Source organism: Streptomyces sp. NBC_00442 (assembly GCF_036014195.1).
GTDB lineage: Bacteria > Actinomycetota > Actinomycetes > Streptomycetales > Streptomycetaceae > Streptomyces.
In genome coordinates this window covers 1,641,494-1,661,478 of record NZ_CP107918.1, presented here as the reverse complement: position 1 = coordinate 1,661,478, position 19,985 = coordinate 1,641,494, and the positions used below count along the sequence as shown (strand labels likewise).

At 70.3% G+C, this 19,985-nt stretch carries 15 protein-coding genes; 8 read left to right on the top strand and 7 right to left on the bottom strand.

The window, feature by feature from the left end; translation table 11 throughout:
- Window positions 1–159 precede the first annotated feature (159 nt).
- Window positions 160–894, bottom strand: a complete 735-nt coding sequence (locus tag OG432_RS07280; RefSeq protein ID WP_328308904.1) for a hypothetical protein — start codon at window positions 892–894, stop codon at window positions 160–162.
- Window positions 894–2,255 (bottom strand): type VII secretion protein EccE, encoded by a 1,362-nt coding sequence (gene eccE, locus OG432_RS07275; RefSeq protein ID WP_328308902.1) that lies wholly within the window; start codon window positions 2,253–2,255, stop codon window positions 894–896. The genes OG432_RS07280 and eccE overlap by 1 nt, the downstream gene beginning before the upstream one ends.
- A gap of 181 nt (window positions 2,256–2,436) precedes the next feature.
- On the opposite strand from eccE, the gene eccB reads away from it, so the two are divergent.
- From eccB to OG432_RS07240, 7 genes are all read left to right on the top strand, one after another.
- On the top strand, window positions 2,437–3,963 hold the full coding sequence (eccB, locus tag OG432_RS07270; protein ID WP_328308900.1) for a type VII secretion protein EccB: 1,527 nt from the start codon (window positions 2,437–2,439) through the stop codon (window positions 3,961–3,963).
- Window positions 3,964–3,977: 14 nt separating this feature from the next.
- A complete protein-coding gene (gene mycP / locus OG432_RS07265) occupies window positions 3,978–5,264 on the top strand; it encodes a type VII secretion-associated serine protease mycosin (RefSeq protein WP_328308898.1) in 1,287 nt (428 codons plus the stop codon).
- A 298-nt stretch (window positions 5,265–5,562) separates the two neighbouring features.
- Window positions 5,563–5,991 carry a hypothetical protein gene (locus OG432_RS07260; protein ID WP_328308896.1) on the top strand — a complete coding sequence of 143 codons (429 nt, stop codon included), beginning with the start codon at window positions 5,563–5,565 and terminating at the stop codon, window positions 5,989–5,991.
- Between the two features lie 2 nt (window positions 5,992–5,993).
- A complete protein-coding gene (locus OG432_RS07255; protein ID WP_328308894.1) occupies window positions 5,994–7,709 on the top strand; it encodes a hypothetical protein in 1,716 nt (571 codons plus the stop codon).
- A 125-nt stretch (window positions 7,710–7,834) separates the two neighbouring features.
- Window positions 7,835–9,037, top strand: a complete 1,203-nt coding sequence (locus OG432_RS07250; protein ID WP_328308892.1) for a S8 family serine peptidase — start codon at window positions 7,835–7,837, stop codon at window positions 9,035–9,037.
- 49 nt (window positions 9,038–9,086) lie between these two features.
- Complete coding sequence (locus tag OG432_RS07245; protein ID WP_328308890.1) at window positions 9,087–9,452, top strand: WXG100 family type VII secretion target; 366 nt, start codon at window positions 9,087–9,089, stop codon at window positions 9,450–9,452.
- A 76-nt stretch (window positions 9,453–9,528) separates the two neighbouring features.
- Window positions 9,529–9,831 (top strand): WXG100 family type VII secretion target, encoded by a 303-nt coding sequence (locus tag OG432_RS07240; protein ID WP_328308888.1) that lies wholly within the window; start codon window positions 9,529–9,531, stop codon window positions 9,829–9,831.
- 106 nt (window positions 9,832–9,937) lie between these two features.
- Here the strand turns inward: OG432_RS07240 and OG432_RS07235 are convergent, their stop codons facing one another.
- The 5 genes from OG432_RS07235 to eccCa form a co-directional block, all read right to left on the bottom strand.
- On the bottom strand, window positions 9,938–10,240 hold the full coding sequence (locus tag OG432_RS07235) for a DUF397 domain-containing protein (protein ID WP_100578027.1): 303 nt from the start codon (window positions 10,238–10,240) through the stop codon (window positions 9,938–9,940).
- A gap of 144 nt (window positions 10,241–10,384) precedes the next feature.
- Window positions 10,385–11,098, bottom strand: a complete 714-nt coding sequence (locus tag OG432_RS07230; RefSeq protein ID WP_328308881.1) for a hypothetical protein — start codon at window positions 11,096–11,098, stop codon at window positions 10,385–10,387.
- A 4-nt stretch (window positions 11,099–11,102) separates the two neighbouring features.
- Window positions 11,103–13,403, bottom strand: a complete 2,301-nt coding sequence (locus OG432_RS07225; RefSeq protein WP_328308879.1) for a DUF6571 family protein — start codon at window positions 13,401–13,403, stop codon at window positions 11,103–11,105.
- The gene (locus OG432_RS07220; protein WP_328308877.1) at window positions 13,403–13,852 is read right to left on the bottom strand and encodes a hypothetical protein; all 450 of its coding nucleotides are present in this window, start codon (window positions 13,850–13,852) and stop codon (window positions 13,403–13,405) included. Before OG432_RS07220 ends, OG432_RS07225 begins: the two co-directional genes overlap by 1 nt.
- Window positions 13,853–14,014: 162 nt before the next feature.
- Window positions 14,015–17,989 (bottom strand): type VII secretion protein EccCa, encoded by a 3,975-nt coding sequence (gene eccCa, locus OG432_RS07215; RefSeq protein WP_328308876.1) that lies wholly within the window; start codon window positions 17,987–17,989, stop codon window positions 14,015–14,017.
- A 285-nt stretch (window positions 17,990–18,274) separates the two neighbouring features.
- Here eccCa and eccD point away from each other — a divergent pair, with 285 nt between their 5' ends.
- On the top strand, window positions 18,275–19,774 hold the full coding sequence (eccD, locus tag OG432_RS07210) for a type VII secretion integral membrane protein EccD (RefSeq protein ID WP_328308874.1): 1,500 nt from the start codon (window positions 18,275–18,277) through the stop codon (window positions 19,772–19,774).
- Window positions 19,775–19,985 lie beyond the last annotated feature (211 nt).

The following is a 19,985-nucleotide window of genomic DNA, read 5'->3' as shown; positions in this document are numbered from 1 at the left end:
CCTAATCGTCGTCAATACCGCCATGGCAGGCCCGGCCGCCCCGAGCGCCTGTCCCCTTCGTCACCCATGGCTCACGGGCCACGCCGAAGGGGCCGGGAGGCGGGGGAGCATCGGGGACGAAAGGGTCGGACCGGGTCAACTCCCGCGCCGTGCCCCGCGTCAGTCGACCCGTCGGGCGTTCCCCAACAATCCGGTCTCGGTGTCGGTCGCCTGCGTCATCGTGAAGGAGCGGTCGCGGTCGTTGCACCAGAGGGTCACGCCGTCCGCGAGCGTCGACAGCGTCTCCTGCTCCGTGCGCGGCAGGTTCATGATGCGGCCCAGCTGTGCGGCCTCGTCCGGCGAGACCCGCTGCACACCGACGAGCCGCGCCTGGCGGATCAGCCGGGGCGCGACCGGGCTCACATAGGGGAGCAGCGTGAGCACCGCCTGCCAGGGTGCCGACACCACGCGTCCGCGCGGCGGGCGCATGCCGCAGTCCCGCACCACGAGCACCGGCTCACCGGCCGAAGCACCGAGCGGGGGCACCCGGCCCACGTCGTGCACCGTCATACCGCTCTGGCTGGCGATCGCGTGCACCAGCTGCGCCCAGGCCTGCGGGCGGCCCGTCTCGACCGCGACCCGTATGCCGGTCGCCGCGGCGCGCAGCGCGAGCACCTGGGCGGTCCACAGGCCGCCGACGAACACGATGTCGTACGCGGTCGGCCTGCTCACGCCGAGCACCGCGGGCCGGCCCTCGATGTCCATCCCGACGACCACCCCGTCGTCACCGATCGGCAGCGCCAGGGCGTCCAACTGCTCGACGGACAGGGCGTGCCGGCGGTGGCGCGGGCCGATGAGGCCGAAGCCGGTGCGGGGCCCGGGGCGCGGGCCCGCGGCCGAAGTCGTGGTGGCCATCAGCGGGCGCCTCCGAACGGCAGGGTGGCGAGCATGCCGGGCAGCTGCTCGTGGTCGAGCGGCACGAGCCCGGCCTTCGCCTCGCGCGCGGTGCGCGTCAACTCCCGCCGGGCGGCCGCCAGTTCGGCCTCGCTGCGACCGGTCACCCGGACGTGGCCGCTGATGGTGCCCTCCCGGGCACTCGTCCGAGCGATGGTGAGGCTGAAGGTGGTCGCGAGCGCCGGGACCCCCGTCAGGAGGGCCACCAGCTGCGGGAGCCCGCCGGTCCCGGACGCCGCGTCGATCCTCGGCCAGCGCCGCACCCAGTACGTGGTGTGGCGGCGGTTGTCGCAGCGCCAGGACCGGCTCGACTCCTCGGTGCGCCGCTGCGGCGTCTCCGTGCGGCCCGCCTGCGCCGTGACCAGCGGGTTGGCGCAGGCCGACGTGGCCACCGCGTCCGCGAGCTCCTCCTCGGTCAGCACCGTGGTGTGCAGGCCCGCGCCGGTCAGCCGGCTCGCCAGATGGAGCGCGGTGCGCGCCGCGCACTTCTGGGCACCCTCGATGCCGCCGCCCCGCGCCGCCACCGCCTCCGGGCACAGCTCCGGATTGAGCTTCAGGGCGATCCAGGTGATGCGGATCGCGGGCGACGTGGTCTGGGCGTGCAGCGGCGCGTAGTTGGTGACCGCCACCGACTGCTGCGGCAGCCGCAGTGCCGGAGCCGGCTGGGTGTGCAGCACGATCTGCGCCGATTCGAGACGGATGTCGTCCACGTCGAGCGCGTCGCGCACCAGCGCCAGCGGGAGCGGGCGTCGGCCACGGTCGGTCCGCAGCGCCGTCGCGTCCGACTCGACCTGGAGGACGACGGTGAGGAAGCCACCGTCACCGATCATCCCGATGGGCCGCTGGTCCCGGTCGCCGTGGCTGTAGGTGCGCAGCGTCGGATCGCACTCCACGGCGGGCGCGAGCCCCGGCAGCGTGCCCGACGGCACCGCGACGGCGCCCGCCCGGCGCCGGCGTTGCCGCAGCGCCCAGGCGGTGCCCAGCCACTCGGGCAGCGAGCGCCCCCGAAGGCGCACCACCGCGAGCACCACGAGAGCCACGGCGACGACGCCCGCCGGCACCAGCGCCATCGGGCCGGCGACCCACGCGGCGAACAGCAGCGCGACGGCCGACTCGATCAGGACCAGTTGTTGCAGACGAAACGAACCAAAGCGTCCGGAACGGGATTTGAGCCGGGGTGCGACCGGCCCGACGGCCGCGGCCGCCGGACGCCGCACCACCGCGGGGGCCGGCTGCGCACGCCCACCCGGGCGTGGAACCGTGCCGCCCGGCGCACCGGAACGCTCCCGCGAGCGCGACCGAGTCCCTGTCGGCGAAACCATCCTTGAACCCCCCGAACTCCTCGAAAGCCCTTGGCCGATGGGGCCCTTGAGGACCCGCTCACCCTACCCGCCCCAGGCGTACGATCACGTAACAGGCATAGTAGGTCGCCGGTCTGACAACGCAGGGCGGGGGACGGGCTCCCGCTGCTCCGCACGGGGACAATGGAGAACGCGGACACTCATGGCATCACGGCGGGACGAGCTCAACGCGTACACCTTCGCGAAGCGTCGTACGCTCGCGTCATTCATCCAGCCCTCGCCTACGGGCTCGGAAGAAGGGGCACCGCGCCCGCTGCGCGCCGTGCTGCCGGGCACCATCGCGGCCGTGGTGCTGCTCGCCGCGTTCGGTGCGTGGGGGATGTTCAAACCCACCGCGCCGCCCGGCTGGGACACCCCCGGCGAGAAGGTGATCATCGCGAGCGACTCCACCACCCGGTACGTGGTGCTGACCACCGACGGCAAGAAGGAGCTGCACCCCGTCCTCAACATGGCGTCCGCCAAACTCCTCCTCGACCCCGCCAAGGGCGAGGTCGTCAAGGTCGACGAGTCCGTACTCGACAAGGGCTCCCTGCCCCACGGCGCCACCCTCGGCATCCCCTACGCCCCCGACCGGCTGCCCTCCCCGAAGGAGGCCGGATCCGCCAAGCGCTGGGCGGTGTGCGAGCGTCCCGGCGACGGCGGACGCGCCATCCAGAAGGCCGCGTTCGTCTTCGCCGACCGCGACGCGAAACGCACGGACGGCGCCCAGCGCCTGACCGGCGGCCAGCTCCTGTACGTCACCGGAGCCGACGACAAGACCCGCTACGTCGTGGACGCGCAGGGAACCAAGTACCAGGTCGGCACCGACGAACTCCTCCTGCGCGCCCTGGTCGGCTCCGGCCGGCAGCCCGAGCGGGTGTCCAAGGAGTGGCTGGAGACCCTTCGTTCGGGTGACCCGATCACGTTCCCCGAGGTGGAGGGGAAGATCGGCGACCCCGCCGGAGTGCCCGGCACCCTCTCCCGCGAGGCCAACCGGATCGGCATGGTGCTGCGCGCACCCAACGGCGCGGGCAGCCAGTACTACCTCGTCCAGCAGGGCAAGGTCGCGCCGGTCTCCGACTTCACGGCGAAGCTGCTCCTCAACAGCCGCTCGCTCGGCAGCCTCATGAAGACCGGCCGGGCCACCGAGACGAACGCCTCCCAGTTCACCCCGGAGCCCACCGAGTTCGGTGCCCAGGCGAACTGGCCGCGCCAGTCGCCCGTCGCCGTCAACGACGCGGGCACCGCGAGCGGCAGCCGCAACACCGTGTGCAACGTGCTGCGCGACGTCAACAAGGACAACGGCACCACGACCATGAGCACCTGGGCGGGCACCGACTTCCCCGCGCCGCTGCCCACCGGTTCCAGCAGCGCCTACGTGACGCCCGGATCCGGCCAGCTCTTCCGTCAGGTCCAGGGCTCCCAGACCACGGCGGGCGGCGTCTTCCTCGTGACGGACACGGGTCTGCGCTACGCCATGCAGTCCAACAGCGACAGCGCCGACGGCGACTCGGGCGCAGGCCTCAGCGCCGACCAGCGCAAGCAGCTCGACCAGGAGGCCCAGCAGGCCCAGACCCGGCTCGGCTACGCCAAGTCCGAGCCGGCGCCGATCCCCATGAGCTGGTCCTCCTTCCTGCCCACCGGCCCCCGCTTGTCCACCGGGGCGGCCCGCCAGCCCCAGGGCTCCTGAGGGGCGGCACGAGCATGGTGTATGCCCTCAAGTCCCTTGCCCTGTCCGCCGCGGCGGCCCTGACCGTGCTGGCAGGGCCCACGGCCGCAGCCGCCGCCATCCCCGTCATCTCCGTCCCTCCCGTCACTCCCGTCGTCCCCGCCGACGGCGGCGTCGGCGACCAGTGCACCTTCCCCTCCAAGCCGTACGCGGGCCGCCCCTGGGCGCTCCAGCGCGTGCTCCTGGACGAGCTCTGGCACCAGTCGACCGGGAAGGGCGTGAAGGTCGCGGTGATCGACACGGGCGTCGACATCAAGAACCCCCAGCTGACCGGTGCCGTCGACGCCTCCAAGGGCAAGAACTACCTGCCCAAGGACCTCAAGGACCCCGACAACCGGCCGCTCCCGCGCGGCGCCGAGAACGGCACGACGGACACCGTGGGACACGGCACGAGGGTCGCCGGGATCATCGCGGCCCGCCCCGCCAAGAACACGGGGTTCGTCGGGCTCGCCCCCGACGCCACGATCATCCCCATCCAGCAGAACGACGCCGACGGCCACGGCACGGCGCAGACCCTGGCCGACGCCATCCGCTACGCGATCGACGCGGGCGCCGACGTCATCAACATCTCGCAGGACACGGCGAACGCGGTGGCACCGGCGGCCACCCTCAAGCAGGCGGTGGACGCGGCCCTGGCCCACCAGATCGTGGTGGTCGCCTCGGCGGGCAACGACGGCCTCGGCGGCAACGTCAAGTCGACCTATCCCGCGTCCTACCCGGGCGTCCTCGCGGTCGCCGCCTCCGACCGCAACAACGAACGGGCGGCCTTCTCGCAGTCCGGTGAGTTCGTCGGCGTGGCCGCGCCGGGCGTCGACATGGTCTCCACCGTGCCCGGCGGCGGCCACTGCGCCGACAACGGTACGAGCTTCTCCGCGCCCTACGTCGCGGGAGTGGCGGCGCTCATCAAGGCCAAGCATCCCCGCTGGACCCAGCGCGAGATCGTCACGCAGATCCAGCAGACCGCGGAACGTTCGGTGTCCGGACACGACCGTCTGGTCGGCTGGGGCGTCGTCGACCCGGTCCGCGCCCTCACCGAGGACGACCACCCCCTGGAGTCCCCGGTCGCCCACGAGGGCGTCACCCCCGCCCGCGCCCCCACCCCCGCGGCTCTCCACCTCGGCGAGACCGACGAGGAACGCACGCAGCGCCTCGCCATGTACGTGGCGACCGGGGCGGCGGTCCTGGCGGCGGTGCTGGGCGGCACGGCGGTGGCGATCAGGGACGCGCGACGCAGGAGCCGGCGGGTGGCGGAAAGGAACTGAGTAGAAGTACTCATGCCTGGTCGGCCAACTCCTCGTAGCTTTGAGCGAACTGGGGGGACCGAGTCGCCGAAGCGACACGGAGTCGTTGCAGTCGGCCTCCGTCAACTTGTGCCCGGTAATTCCCTGTTGGGTGAGGGGCGGGCGTTGGTTAGAGTGATTGCGGTGTGTCAAGCGGTGCCGATGAGGAGTGACGATCACATTCCGGTACGGCCGGATCGCACGAGGGCGAACGGGAATTGCGTGACGGGGAGGAGTGTCATGGGACGGCGTCCTGCCGGCACGGGTGAGGGCGGCCGCAATGACAGCTGACCTCAGCCGCGGCCTGGAGGCGCTGAAGACCTTCAAGGGCCGCGTGGACACGGTGCTCACCACCTTCGAGGAGTCGCACGGCAGCGCCACGAAGCTCGCGTCCCACCAGATCCCCCGCGCCTCCTTCAGTGCCGCAGGCGCGGCGTTCCCCGAAGCGGACGGCCTCTACACCCAGTACCACCGCGTCCACGAACACCTGACCTCGCTGTCGAAGTCCCTCAGCCTCCAGATCGAGGCGATGGGGATCGCCGTGCACGGGGCGGACGTCGGGTTCGACAACCTGGACGAGGAGACCCGGCAGCGGTTCTGGGCGATCCAGTCCAGGATCGACTACGACGCGGACGCGGCGAAGCGCGCGAAGGCCGGCCATCCGGACGCGCAGCGCACCGACGACAGGACATCCGGGACGGGGTGGTAGCGATGACCGACAAGAAACCGCAGGCCTCCCCGCCGCAGGCGCCGCCGCTCACGGACGAGCAGCGCGTCAGCCGGCAAGTGAGTGTCACCGACATGACCTCGGCGGCGTCGCAGGCGCTGTCCGGCATGTTCCCCTTCGGCGCGGCACCGCGTTTCTTCGGAACCACCGATTTCGAGGGCCACCAGCTCAACCAGATGATCGACCTGGTGGAGAACACCAACCCGGAGCACCTGACCAGTGCCGGTGAGGCACTGTTCGCCGCCCACGAAGCGATCACCGAGGCCGCCGGCGCGCTCGACAAGGACGTCGCGCGCGTCGACTGGGAGGGCGAGTCCGGCAACGCCTTCCGCGACTGGGGCAAGAACCTCGCCAACCACGCCAGGAGCCTGGGCGACTTCGCCGGCACGGCCGGCGTCCAGATCAGCGCGGCCGGCACGGGCCTGGCGTCCGTCCGCCACGCGATGCCGCCACGGGACCACCGCGCCGAGCCGGTGAAGGCGACGGACCTTCCGGCGACGAAGCGGGTCGCGGGGAACGCGGAGTACGAGGCGGCGGTGAAGGTGGAGCAGGATCGCCAGGAGGCGATCAACCAGATGAACCGTCTGTCGTCGTTCTATTCCGTCTCCGAGCAGACGCTGGCTGCGCAGCAGCCGCCTGTCTTTCAGCCGATGCCGGAGGTGGGGGTGCCGCCGGAGAAAGGGCGCACCATCGAGGATCCCGAGCACCCCTTTCCGGGAGGAGCGACCCGACACGCGTCGCAGGACGCGTCTGGAGTGCGTCACTCAGCAGATCTCCATCCGAGCGGGAACCACACTCGAATGGAGATCACCGGCAGCCCTACGGCAACGGGAACGACAGCCCACTCCACGCTTCCGGGGGGTGGCTCTGCCCATGGGCCGGTGAGTACGGAGATCAACGATGCTGCTCCCATGCCTATGCCTGCTCAGAACCAGGCCGTGGCGACGCCGACTTCACCAGTAACCGTGGCCGGCCCTGGTCCGATCCCTGCGTTCCCTCCTGGCAGTGTTTTCTCGAAACCGACGGCGAACGGCTCGGCACGGGCTTTCGAGGCCGGGCATGGGCCCGTCGCGACTGAGCACGCTGGAGGCAGGGCCGACGCGACGGGAGGGGGCACCACGGGACGGAACACCACGAATCCCGTGGGGCGCCTGGGGCCTTCAGTACCGGAGGGCAGAAGCGGCGAGCAGTCCTCCACGATCGGCCAGTCGCCGATGGGACGAGGCGTCTCGGGAGGGACCCCACGAGTCGAGGGAAAGGCGCCCTCGCGCGCGGGAGCGGCGGGAACGGCCGGCGAGGGACGCAACGGAATTGTTGGCGGACGGCCGAGCACGGGAGCGCCGGGCTCCGCCGCGCCTCGTACTTCGAAGTCCACCGTTGTCGGCGCCAGGGCAGCGTCCGCTCAAGCCGCTTCGGTCGGTCGTCCGAACCTGCGGGGCGTGGTCGGCGCTGGCGAGTCGTCCCCGACCGGCCAGGCGCGAACAGGCGGGCGCGTCAGGGGCAATGCGGACGGGGTGGTCGGAGTGCCGAAGGGGCGCCCAACCGGTAAGCGTGGAAAGCGTGGCGAGTTCACCACGGGCGGCTCCGGGCTGGCCAGGGGAGCAAGCGATCACGAGGGCTCGGACGATGGAGAGGATGAGACGGCACTGGTCCCCGACGAGCTCGGCAATGATGAGGGAAACGACCTGCCCAGCCGGTAGGGGCTCGTACAACACGTGATCGACCAGCGCAGGCGAGGACGTAAGAACGCATGAGGTCAGGAATCCGCCGACCGAACCAGGGCAGCTCCACGGCCAGGGCAACAAGTCGGAGACGTGCCGCAGCGGTGCTCGGCACGTGGGTGGTCGTGGCGGGTGCCCTGGCGCCGCATGCCTTCGCGGACGAAACCGCGCCGAACCAGTGGTACCTGACGGCCATGCAAGCAGCGGAGATGTGGAAGGTCAGTACGGGCAAAGGGATCAAGGTCGCTGTGGTGGACACGGGAGTCAATCCCGACACCCATGCCTTGAAGGGCCAGGTGCTGGCACAGGACGTCCCGAAAAACGCTTCCTACGGAGCAACCCAGGACTACGACGGGCACGGCACAACGATGGCCGAGTTGATCGCGGGCACGGGGGAGGGGGGCGGCCTCAAAGGGCTGGCCCCGGATGCCAAGATTGTTCCACTGCGCATTTCACTTGAGTCCTTGAAGGACCCAGCACAGCAGAAGTTGACTCAGTCGTCAGCAGCAGGCATCCGTGCCGCCGCAGACTCGGATGCGAAGATCATCAACCTCTCGTACGCGAGCGCCAGCCCTCGGCCCGAGGAGGAGAGCGCGGTGAAGTACGCCCTCGCCAAGGGCAAGTTGTTGTTTGCGGGCACAGGCAACGACGGAGCAACCAACGACTTCGCCCGTGAGTTCCCCGCCGCGTATCCCGGCGTCGTCGGTGTCAGCGCCGCCGACAAGGGCGGCACCGTCGGAGACTTCTCCCAGTCGGGCAACCACGTCGACCTGGCGTCCCCGGGACTGAACGTGCCCGTCTGGTGTGACACCAACTTCCAGAAGTACTGCCCAAGCCAGGGCACCAGCCAAGCCTCCGCCATCGCCTCCGCCTCCGCCGCCCTCATCTGGTCCGCCCACCCCTCCTGGACCGCCGACCAGGTGCTCCGGACGATGATCGACACCGCCGGGCGGTCCTGGGACAAGAACACGCCCAGCAAATACCTCGGTTACGGTCTCATCCGGCCCCGCCTGGTGCTGGAGAAGCCGGACATCGACCCCGGCCCCGCCGACGTCGACCCCGTCTCGCTGGACCAGGGCGCAAGCAACGCCGCCCCGGCCACCCCCGCCGCGCCCGGCTCGAAGGCGCCCCCGAAGGGCGAGCCGGTCGCCAAGGAAAAGGGCATCGAGCAGGCCGACGGCGGGGGCGGGAACACCTCGTGGGTCATCGGCGGAGTCGTCGCCGGGCTCATCGCGATCGGCGGAGGCGTGTTCGCCGCGATCAGAAGCCGGCGGCGCGACGTACAGCCGCACCACCACAAGCCATAGCCACAGCCATCCGCATCAGCACCATCCACGAAACGAAGGGAACCCGCTCATGGCGAAGGACCAGCAGGTAATCGATAGCCAGATGGCACACCTGGAGACCCAGGTCCTGCTCAAATTCGATGACGTGAAGGGTCAGCTCAGCCGTCTGCAGGCTGTCATCGACTCGCTCGAAGGCTCCTGGGACGGCATTGGTGCCGGTGCGTTCAATGGCAAGCAGCGAGACATCAACGACCAGATGGTCCACATCGGCAAGAAGCTGTTGGACTTCCTGGAAGCGATGAAGGCGACGCGCACCGGCAAGGGCGACATCGATCACCAGGTGCACCAGGCGCTCATGGGTGTCGACGTCGTGGACGGTTACAGCGGTGACGCGGCAGCCACGGCCGCGATCACCTCGAACCTCAGCACGTACTAGCAGCCCGAACGGGCCCCGCGCCGGGCCCGCAGCACAGTCCAGCACGAATTCATTCACCAGGGAGACAAGGGAAGCCATGCCCGATTACAGCGGCGACACCCTCGGAGTAACGTACGGCAGTCTCGACGAGGCGGCCCAGTCCATCAAGACGCAGGCAGCCGCGCTCGACGACACCCTGCGAGAGATCAAGACGCTGGTCGGTCGGGCCGCCGATCACTGGCACGGCGAAGCCCACACGGCCTACGCAGCGGTGCAGCAGGACTGGGACAGGAGGGCCCTGAGCGTCAAGACCTCGCTGGAGCAGATCGCCAACGCCGTTGCTGAGGCGGGCCCGACCTACAAGGCCGGCGACCACAAGGCGGCCGGCTACTTCCAGTAGGAAGCACCAGGCCGAAGGGCCGGAACGGGGTGGGCGCGCGCGGGAGGCGTCCACCCCGTTCGGCGTCCGTGCGCGCGCCGAGGTCCGGGCCCGCTCCTTCGCCGCGCTACTCCGACGGCGCTTCGAGCCCCCCGTTGCGCACGGACGGCTCCAGGTCGAACTCGCCGTCCCGTGCGCCCAGTACGAACGCCTGCCACTCCGCCTCGGTGTACCGCAGCACTGTGTCCGGGTCCACGGAGGACCGCATCGCAACGGCCCCGGCCGGCAGATAGGCGATCTCGACCCGCTCTTCGTCCTCGGAGGTACCGGGAGCGCTGTGCCATTCGACCCCGGAGATGTCGAGGGCGTACAGCTCGTTCTTTTCGCGCTCCTTGCGCTCCCGCAGTTCCGTGTCCTGTTCCTCAGCCATGACGGAGCGATTCCTTCCAGACGTAGCGACGGTGCGACGGGCCGCCTGCCAACCGGCCGTCCGATCAGCCTACTTGGCAGGTCGCGGCGGGGGTGGCGAGCCAGCGAGAATCACGGGAACGGGACTCCGGAGGGGAGCGTCGGGTCAGCTGCCTTCGGGGTTGGGCACGGTCGTGGGGAGGTTGGCTTCGTCTGCACAGCCGAGTTCTGCAGCGAGGCGGCGGGAGACGGAGCTGACGATCGCCATGTGGTCCTTGGCCTTCGAGTCGCCCTCGAGGTGGCCGTTCGTGATCGAGCCTGCTCTTACGTATGGGGTTTCGCGGTCGTTTCCTCGTGTCCTGCATGCGAAGTAGAGAGTGGCGATGCTGTCGCCCTGTACGTATGCGGTTTCACCTGTGGGGAAGTAGGTCAGTCGACCATATCGGGCCACGGGGAAATCATTCGCTATCTGGTCCCGCGTCGGGACAGCGGACGCCGCGGTGAAGTCCAGGTTGAGTCCCCAATATGTTCCGTCATGTTTAGCCTTGTCGATTCCGCATTCCGCGAGGCGAATTCCGGGGTCGTGAAGGTGGGCGGCCGTCCACGGCAAGGAGAACAGCCGCGGTTGGCCATGTTTGCCGCCTCCACTGTCCTCAATGAATTGGTCCGTGTCGGCAAGACGACGCAGTGCCGCTACGGCGGCCGTGTCCAGCGTGCCGGCGCACAGATCGGGTGCTGGGGTGCTTTTCGGCTCCGGCTCGGAATTGTCGGAGCAACCGCAGCACACAACGATGGCGAGTGCCATGGCGAGCATCGCCGCACGCGACCGCCGACACCGGGTCCGGATCCGGGTGCGCTCGCGTGCGGAAATAAAGCTCACGCTGTCAGTCCTTGTAGGGTGCGCGGCCGAGATGGTCGTCAACGCTCGGGCCAGTGGCCTCGTAAGCGTTTCTCAGCATCACTTTGAACGTGTCGTTCTCGGTGCTCGACCCGCCTCCGGTATGACCCTTGAGGTACCGCTCATAACTGGAGCCGAGGTCGTCCTCGCCTCTGAGGTAGAACTCGCGGCTCGTCATCTGCGACTTCTCCGTGGGGTCCGCCTCATCCTTGTCCATGGCTTTGTCCGTCTCCTGGCCGATATACGTATTCAGCGCATCGCCGGCCAAGTCGGAGACGACCGGGGCAATGGCGATGCCCGCGACCGTCGTGCCGGGCAAGGGGATCATCGCAACGCCCCCTCCGACCGCTGCTCCCACGGCGAACTTCCCCCACTCCGCCGCGCGGCCGTTGGACTTGTTGAGTTGTTCGGTGTCGTCCTTGTAATCACTCTCGGCCTGCTGTACATGGGAATGATCCAGGATTCCGCGGACTTGGGCCTCAGTGATGAGAGCGTTCCGTCCATGGTTGAAGTTCGCGTCGCTGGTGGCAGGAAAAGCATCCAGATGACTCAGCGTGTACAAGTGCTGCCCCGACGTAATCAATCCGTGCGACGTTTCGTTCTGGCCCAGCACGCTGAGGAAATCGATGGCGCCCTGGCTGCCGAATTGCGCGCGGCCGGGATAATGGCCCGGGAAGGTGGTCGAGTCCTGGGCGTGGTCACCGATGCCCGACACCGCGTAGTCGATGTCATCGATGTACGCGGAGCCCATCTTGCCCAGGCTGTCCGCCAGTTCGGGTTGTTCGTGGAGCATCTTCGGGCCGTCCTCGCCGCCGTAGAGGTAGGCCACCTGTTCCATGACCCCGGCTGTCGCCACCGTGCGGTGGTCCGCGCTACCCGCGGCCGTGGAATGGTCCTTGCCCACCGCGGCCGTCGCGTCGTAGGCATAGCCCGTGGTCGCCGCCTCCAGCGCGTGGCCCAAGGCGTCGCGGCCCGCGATCTCCTTGGGGGCGTCGCCCATCGCGGGGCCGTCCGGGAGCCAGATGCGGTCCTTGGTCAGGTACTGCAGGTGTTCGTTGACCTCGGAGTCCTTGTCCACCGTGTCGCCCGAGTCCTCGGGCTGGGCGAAGAACTGGGTCGAGGCGTCGGGGTTGTGGCCGAGCGCCTCGAGGAAGCCGGTCATCGGGTCGCGGCCGCGGTCCTCGTCGCCCCAGAAGTTGAGGTCCGCCTGGTTCCAGTTGTTGATCCACGGGCTCCGGCCCTTGACGTTGTTCTCCTTGTCGAAGGTCAGGAGGGCATCGCCGTACTGGTTCAGGAACTGGTCGTCGTAGTCGCCGAACCGCATGAGGTTGCTCATCACGGCGAAGCCGCGGGGGTTGCCGGCGTCGTCGATGCCGAGCGGCTCCGAGCCGAGCTTCACCATCCCGCCCTCCCACGCGTCCATGGCCGTGCTGTCGGACAGCGTCGCCCTGCCCAGGGTGATGCCGAGGTTCTTCTGGAACTGCTTGGCCGCCGCGGCGCGCCCCGGGTCGTAGCCCGCCAGGTACGGGTCGGCGATCCCGGCGTAGAAGGTGAGCGTTCCCTTCGGGCCGACGGACGTCGCCAGCTCCTCGGCGAAGAGGGGATCCTGCTGGAATTGACTCAAAGTGGCGTTGAGCTCGTTGAGTTCGGTCGTCGTGACCTTGTGGGGGTCCTTCTTCATGAGGGCCGCCGCGGTCTTCGCGGCCTTGATGGCCTTGGCCGCCGAGTCCCGGTCCGCGTACATGGCGTCGGAGAAGCCGTACTTGGCCTGGTCGACGATGAGCTGCAGAGCCTCGGCGGCGGTGGTGTCGCTCTCCGCGGCCCTGCCGAGGATGCGCTCCACCTCGTCGCGCAGGGCGTCGACGTCGTGCTGGCTGTGCTCGGGGACGGTGGTTCCCCGGCCCGCACGGTCGGGGTGGATGTTCATGGTGACGGTGAACGAGCCGTTGCCCAGGTCCATCACGGTCAGATTGCTCTTCAGGCCGCGGTCGATGGCCGCCAGCAACTGCCGCTGATATTCCTTGAGTTCACTGCGGGTGTCGCCCAGGATCCGGGCGACGGTGCTCGCCTCGGTGTGGGCGTCGTCGAATTCCCCGGCGGTCTTGGCGATGAACTCGCGGGTCACCGTGGCATTGGCCCCGGCCCAGTTCGCCTTGTCCGCCTTGGTCTTGAGGTCCTGGTGGGCGGCCGTCTGCACGTGCGCGAGCTGCCCCGCCATCTGTTCCCAGTCGGTGATGGCGGCGTCGAGCCCGGAGAAGTTCGCGAAGCGCAGCGTGTCGAGGTGCATCAGCGGCCGGCCCTCTCGTCGAATCCCTTGTCGAGATCGGCGATGCTGCTGACGGTTCCGTAAATGTGGAACTCGTCGCCCGCGTGGGCGCCCTTGGTGTAGTCGAGGTGGTTGGAGATGTGGGCGCAGGCGTCGAGCAGGCTCTGGACCTGGTCGACCCAGTGCCCCGCGACATGGTCGAGGGCCTTGCCGAGCGCGAACCCCTGGCTGGTGAGCCCGGAGGCGGCGGACAGAGACGCGACACGGGCATGGTCGCCGGACCGGTCCAGATCCTGGTGCAGCCGGAACGCCGCGTCGCCGATGGCCGCCAGGTCCTTCTGGTCGACGCGCAGGTCGCCCTGCCCGCCCGAGGCATCGGTCGGCTCCGCCGGCAGCTGGTTGAGCCGCATGGCCGTCGAACTCCGGCCCGACGCCTCCTTCTTGAGCTGCTCCCACTCGTCCCAGGACATGTGCGCTGCCTCCCCGTGGCCCGCCCCCGCCCCGGATGTCTCCGAGGAGGCAGCGGCTCAATTCGACAAGGCGCCGTTATATCAAGTGAGTTGCGTCTCATGCCCGCCGTATGGCCGAGATCCACTCCTTCTGCTTCGTGGACCCCGGCCGGACCCGTCCCGTCAGCTTCCGTCCTCCATCAGACCCGTCTGCACCAGCGGCTTGCCCCGCCTGCGCGAGACGAACGTGCCGCGGCCCACCGGCATCGGCCGGGGCCGGACGCCCGCGAGGACGTCGCCCTCGCCCGGGTCGCCGGCCAGCACCACGCCCTGGGCGCCGAGCTCCTTGATGCGCTGGATGAACGGCTCGAACGCGGCGCGGCCCGCGCCCGCCGTGGAGCGGGCGATGATGAAGCGGACGCCCACGTCACGCGCGAACGGCAGCAGCTCGGTGAGCTTGCCCAGCGGGTTGCCGCTGGACGTCGACACCAGGTCGTAGTCGTCGACCACGACGAACACCGTGGGCCCCCGCCACCAGCTGCGGTCGCGCAACTGCTGCGCGGTCACGTCCGCGCTGGGCGCCCGCCGCCGCATGAGGTCGGCCAGCGCGTCCATGTGATGGTCCATGGCGTTCGACATGGGGATGTACTCGGCCAGGTGGGACGCCGGAGTCACGTCCAGCAACGCGCGCCGGTTGTCCACCACGAACAGCTTGCACGCGTCCCCCTCGTACCGCTGCGTGAGCTGGGTGATCAGGAGGCGCAGCAAATTCGACTTGCCGGACTCGCCCTCGCCGAAGACGAGGAAGAACGGGTCCTGCTCGAAGTCGACGAACACCGGCTCCAGGTTGTTCTCGTCGAGCGCGAAGGCGATACCGCGGTCGGGAAAGACATGACCGGCCGGCAGCTGCGCCGCGGGAAGCTCGCGCGGAAGGAGCCGGACCGCGGGCGCGCCCGGGGCGGTCCAGTGCCGGGTGACCTCCGTGGCCAGCGCGCGCGTCGCCTCGGCGATGTCGGTGTCGGACTGGAGGCCGTCGATGCGCGGCACGGCCGCCATGAAGTGCATCTTCTGCGGCGACTGGCCACGGCCGGGCACCCCGACGGGAACGTTGGCCGCGACCTTGCGGTCGAACTCGGAGTCCATGGTGTCGCCGAGCCGCAGTTCGAGGCGGTTCACCAAATGGTCCTTGAGGTTGGCCCGGACCTCCATGGAACGCGACGCGGTCACCACCAGGTGGACCCCGTAACCGAGCCCGCGGGCCGCGATGTCCAGGATGACCTGTTCGAGACCCTCGTACTCGGTACGGAAGTTGCCCCAGCCGTCGATGACGAGGAACACATCGCCCCAGGGCTGGTCCGTGAGCGAGATGGTGCCGCGCGCCCGGCGGGACCGGAAGTCGGCGATCGAGGCGATGCCGGCCGAGCGGAAATACTCCTCGCGGCGGGTCAGCACCCCGTACACCTCGGCGACCGTGCGCCGCACCCGCTCGGGATCCAGACGGGAGGCGACCCCGCCGACGTGCGGGAGCCCGGCGACCGCGGACATGCCGCCGCCACCGAAGTCGAGCCCGTAGAACTGGACCTCCTGCGGGGTGTGGGTCAGCGCGAACGACGCGAGCAGCGTCCGCACCAGCGTCGACTTGCCCGACTGCGGTCCGCCCAGGATCTGCAGGTGACCCGCCGCGCCCGAGAAGTCGCACCACAGCGGGTCGCGGCGCTGCTCGTACGGCTTGTCGACCAGGCCGACCGGCACCACCAGGCGCCCCGCGCCCTCGTAGTCGGGCTGCGTCAGTCCGCGACCCGGCACCGGTGCGAGGCCCGGCAGCAGGAAGTCGAGCGCCGGCGGGCTGTCCAGGGGCGGCAGCCACACCTGGTGGGCGGCGGGGCCGCGCGCTTCGAGACGGCGCACGATGACGTCGAGCACGGTGTCGGCGAGCGCGTCGTCGGTCCGCGGCCCGCTCTCCCCGCGCGGCCCCGGCACGGTCGGCGGGGCGTACGTCACGGGCACTTCGGCGGCGGTGAACAGCACCGGGCGCCGGTCCACGGGCACAGGGCCGCCGAGCTCGGCGGAACGGTCGGCGCCCGTGCGGTACACGCCCGAGACGTACGCCGCCTTGAAGCGGGTCATCTCGTCGGTGCCGAACTTCAGATAGCCGGAGCCCGGGACGCTCGGCAGGTGATAGGCGTCGGGAACGCCGAGCGCGGCGCGCGATTCGGCGGCCGAGAAGGTGCGCAGACCGATCCGGTAGGAGAGGTACGTCTCCAGGCCGCGCAGCCTGCCCTCCTCCAGGCGCTGCGAGGCGAGCAGCAGATGGACGCCGAGCGAGCGGCCGATGCGGCCGATCTGCACGAACATCTCGATGAAGTCGGGCTTGGCGGTGAGCAGTTCGCTGAACTCGTCGATGACCAGCACCAGCGACGGCACGGGCTGCAGCGGGGCGCCGGCCAGCCGGGCCCGCTCGTAGTCGTGGATGTTGGCGTAGTTGCCGGCGTCGCGCAGCATCTCCTGGCGGCGGTTCAGCTCGCCGCGGATGGAGTCGCCCATGCGGTCGACGAGGGTCAGGTCGTCGGCGAGGTTGGTGATGACGGCCGCCACGTGCGGCATCTGCGCCATGCCGGCGAAGGTCGCACCGCCCTTGAAGTCGGCGAGGACGAAGTTCAGGGTCTCCGACGAGTGCGTCACCGCGAGGCCGAGCACCAGGGTGCGCAGCAGTTCCGACTTTCCGGAACCGGTCGCGCCCACGCACAGGCCGTGCGGGCCCATGCCGTCCTGCGCGGCCTCCTTCAGGTCGAGCATGACGGGCCGCCCGTCCTCACCCACACCGATGGGCACCCGCAGCCGCTCGGACGCCGAGCGCGGCCGCCAGGTACGGGCGGTGTCCACCGACGCCGCGTCGCCCAGGCTCAGCAGATCGGTGAACTCCAGATTGGCGAGCAGCGGCTCGTCGTCGTCGCCACCCGATGCCATGCGCAGCGGGGCGAGCTGACGGGCCAGCGCGTCGGCCGACTCGTACGACAGGAGGTCGGGCGTGCCCTCGTACACGAGACCGTGGCCCGACTCCAGGCGCAGCGCGCGCGGATGCACGACGACGGCCAGATCGCCGCGGGCGCCCGTCAGCTCACCGGGGACGACCTCGACGACGGTGACGCCCTGAAGTCCCTCGGCCGAGGCGAGGACCGACATCGGGGGCGGTGACACCCCGTCGAGGACGACGACGATGTGCGGCTCCTCCGGCAGGGGCGCGCCCTCGGGATGGAAGCGCGGGCGGCCGGTGAGGCGCGGCGCGAGCAGCTCCTCGAGTTCGACCGCACTGCGGCTGATCAGACGCCTGCTGCCCGCACCGTCGCTCAGGCCTGGCGCCTGGGTGTGCGGAAGCCACTTCGTCCACTCCCAGTGCGCCGACGCGGACGCGGACGCGGCGACCGCGATCACCAGGTCCTCGGGGGAGTGCAGGGCGGCGAGCGACGCGGTCAGGGCGCGCGCGGCGGCGCGTACCGTCTGCGCCTCCCCGCTGACCGTCATGTGGTAGAAGGCGCGCAGCGACACCGCCATCGGCAGGTCCTCGACCGTCTGGTGCGTGGCGAGGAACCGCTGCATGGCGCCGGCCGTCAGCGGCTCCAACTGGTCGACCGGCGCGGTCTGCGGAGGCACGAGCGCGGTCGCCAGCGTCTGCGGCCCGAGACCGACGCGGACCTGCCCGAAGTCCTCGTCGCCCGCCCGGCGCTCCCACACCCGGCTGCCCTCGGCGACCAGCGCCCACAGCTGCTCGGGGGAGGGGTGCAGGTAGTACTGCGCGTCGCGCTGCTTGTGCGCCGCCTGCGCCGCCGCACGGCGCGTCTGGCCGAGGTAGCGCAGGTAGTCGCGGCGCATGTCCGCCAACTGCCCCTGCGAACCCTTGCGGTAACGGATGAGCATCCCCACCGCCATGGCCACCGTCGAGGCGACCATCACCATGCCCATGATCTTCATGAACGGCTGGCTGTTCGGCATGAAGAAGAACACCACGGAGCCCCCCATGCCCAGCATGGGCAGGAGTTGCATCAGCGCACCCTCCTGCTGTCCGCGCGGCAGCTCCGGCGGAGGCTGGAGAACGACCTCCTCCGTCGGCACCTCGGAAGGCAGCGCTCGTGGCGGGCGCTTGACGATGATGTGACTCACAACGCACCAATTCCCTTGGCAGTCGTAGAAGTTCAGCTCGCCGCCCCGTGTCCGGCGAACGCCGACCGCGCTGGGATCCTACTGACATCCGATGTGACCGGCTGGAGATAGGGTGCCGTCCGGGGCGCCAGCACCCGCGAACCGAGCGACGAAACCGGGCAATTGGCACCTCCGGGGCCGCACCGGGGCCGTGGGAACGTACGCATCGCAAACGCCCGCGCACGACAGCAACGCACGCCTACACGACAGCAACGCACGCGCACACGACAGCAGGGGGAGCCGAGGGTGAGCACGACGACCACCGCGACGACGGCCGCCGAGCCGAACCGGCCGGACCGGGCAACCGGGGCGGGACTCGGATTCTGCCGGGTGACGATCGTCGCACCGGACGGCCGCATCGACGTGGCACTGCCCGACGACATCCCGGTCGCCGACATCTACCCCGAGATCCTGCGGCTCGCCCAGCAGAGCCCCGTCGAGGGCGCCCCCGTGGGCTACTCCCTCGTGCGCCGCGACGGCACCGTCCTCGACAGCGCCCGCTCGTTCGCCGCCCAGTCGATCCTCGACGGCGAACTGCTCACCCTGCGCCCGTTCTCCGAATCGCTGCCCCCCGCCGTCTTCGACGACGTGTCCGAGGCGGTCGCCTCCGCGGTCACCCACGACCGCACCCTGTGGAACAGCGACCTGACGCGCGCCGCCGGCCTCATCGGCGGCGGCGTCCTGCCCGCACTGCTCGCCTTCGCGGCCTGGAGCGGCGACCCGCGGCACGACATGCACGGCCTGCCAGGCGTCCTCGCCGCCGTCGCCGGAGTGCTCCTGCTCACCCTCGGCGCCGTCCGCGCCCGCATCTACGACGACCAGCTCTCCGCCGTCGCCCTCGGTCTCGGCGCGCTGCCCAACATCGCCGTGGCCGGCTCCGGGCTCCTGCCGCTCGCCGCCCACCACGGCATCGGCCGCCTCCAGATGCTGCTCGCCTGCGCCGCCGTCCTCATCGCCTCGCTGGTGCTCACCCTGCTCTCGCCCCGCGGCGACGGGCCCTTCGTCGCGTTCGTGCTCGCCTCCGCGGTCGGCGCGCTCGTCGTGTTCGCGGCGATCCTCACCGACATGACCCCCACCGAGACCGCCGCGGTCGCCGCCCAGCTCGCCGTCGGCGCGCTCGCCTTCCTGCCCGGCCTCTCCATGCGCTTCGCCCGGCTGCCCATCGGCTTCGACGCACCCCACGGCTCCCAGCGCGACGCCGACGACGACGCCACCGCGCAGCCCGTCGACGCCGAGCGCATCGCCGCCCAGGCCCGGCGCGGCCACGAGCTGCTCGTCGGGCTGGTCGGCGGCTGCGCCGTCCTCGCCGTCACCGGCGCCGCCGTCCTCGGCTTCAGCGACGACATGTGGGGCCGCCTGCTCGCCCTGGCCACCGGCATCGCCCTGCTGATGCGCGCCCACCTCTTCCGCTACACCGCCCAGGTCGCCGCGACCCTCGCCGCCGGGCTCGGGGCCCTGGTCCTGCTCGGTCTCGGCCTGTGCGTCAACGCGCCGCGCGACCTGATGAAGGACGCCCTCAAGGGCAACACCGCGGGCCTCGACATCCACACGCTGTGGCTGGTCGCCGCGATCGCCGTCGCCGCGGCACTGGTCACCGCCATCGCCCTGATCGTGCCGAACCGGGGCGTCACCCCGTTCTGGGGCCGCTTCCTGGAGATCGCCGAAGGCTTCGTCCTGCTCACGCTGCTGCCGCTGACCCTGGCCGTCTTCAACGTGTACGCCCGAGCCCGCGCCCTGACCGGCTGACCCACGCCGCCGCCCGCCCCACGCCACCCACCCGTCGCCGGGTCAACCGCCACCCGGGGTACTGGTACGCTGTGTGACGGCCGTTTGTGTACGCGCTTCCGGAGTTGTCTGGAAGCTGCGCTCATCGGACCCTCGCCCGTGAGTCACGGAAGATCCCCAGAGATCAAGACCTGGGGCACTCGTGGGCGCTTCGAACAACAATGAGGAGTAA

Excerpts from the sequence above, each read along its gene's own strand:
- OG432_RS07280 (WP_328308904.1), bottom strand. The coding sequence starts at position 894 with ATGGCCACCACGACTTCGGCCGCGGGCCCGCGCCCCGGGCCCCGCACC.
- eccE (WP_328308902.1), bottom strand. The coding sequence starts at position 2,255 with ATGGTTTCGCCGACAGGGACTCGGTCGCGCTCGCGGGAGCGTTCCGGT.
- eccB (WP_328308900.1), top strand. The coding sequence starts at position 2,437 with ATGGCATCACGGCGGGACGAGCTCAACGCGTACACCTTCGCGAAGCGT.
- mycP (WP_328308898.1), top strand. The coding sequence starts at position 3,978 with ATGGTGTATGCCCTCAAGTCCCTTGCCCTGTCCGCCGCGGCGGCCCTG.
- OG432_RS07260 (WP_328308896.1), top strand. The coding sequence starts at position 5,563 with ATGACAGCTGACCTCAGCCGCGGCCTGGAGGCGCTGAAGACCTTCAAG.
- OG432_RS07255 (WP_328308894.1), top strand. The coding sequence starts at position 5,994 with ATGACCGACAAGAAACCGCAGGCCTCCCCGCCGCAGGCGCCGCCGCTC.
- OG432_RS07245 (WP_328308890.1), top strand. The coding sequence starts at position 9,087 with ATGGCGAAGGACCAGCAGGTAATCGATAGCCAGATGGCACACCTGGAG.
- OG432_RS07240 (WP_328308888.1), top strand. The coding sequence starts at position 9,529 with ATGCCCGATTACAGCGGCGACACCCTCGGAGTAACGTACGGCAGTCTC.
- OG432_RS07235 (WP_100578027.1), bottom strand. The coding sequence starts at position 10,240 with ATGGCTGAGGAACAGGACACGGAACTGCGGGAGCGCAAGGAGCGCGAA.
- OG432_RS07225 (WP_328308879.1), bottom strand. The coding sequence starts at position 13,403 with ATGCACCTCGACACGCTGCGCTTCGCGAACTTCTCCGGGCTCGACGCC.
- OG432_RS07220 (WP_328308877.1), bottom strand. The coding sequence starts at position 13,852 with ATGTCCTGGGACGAGTGGGAGCAGCTCAAGAAGGAGGCGTCGGGCCGG.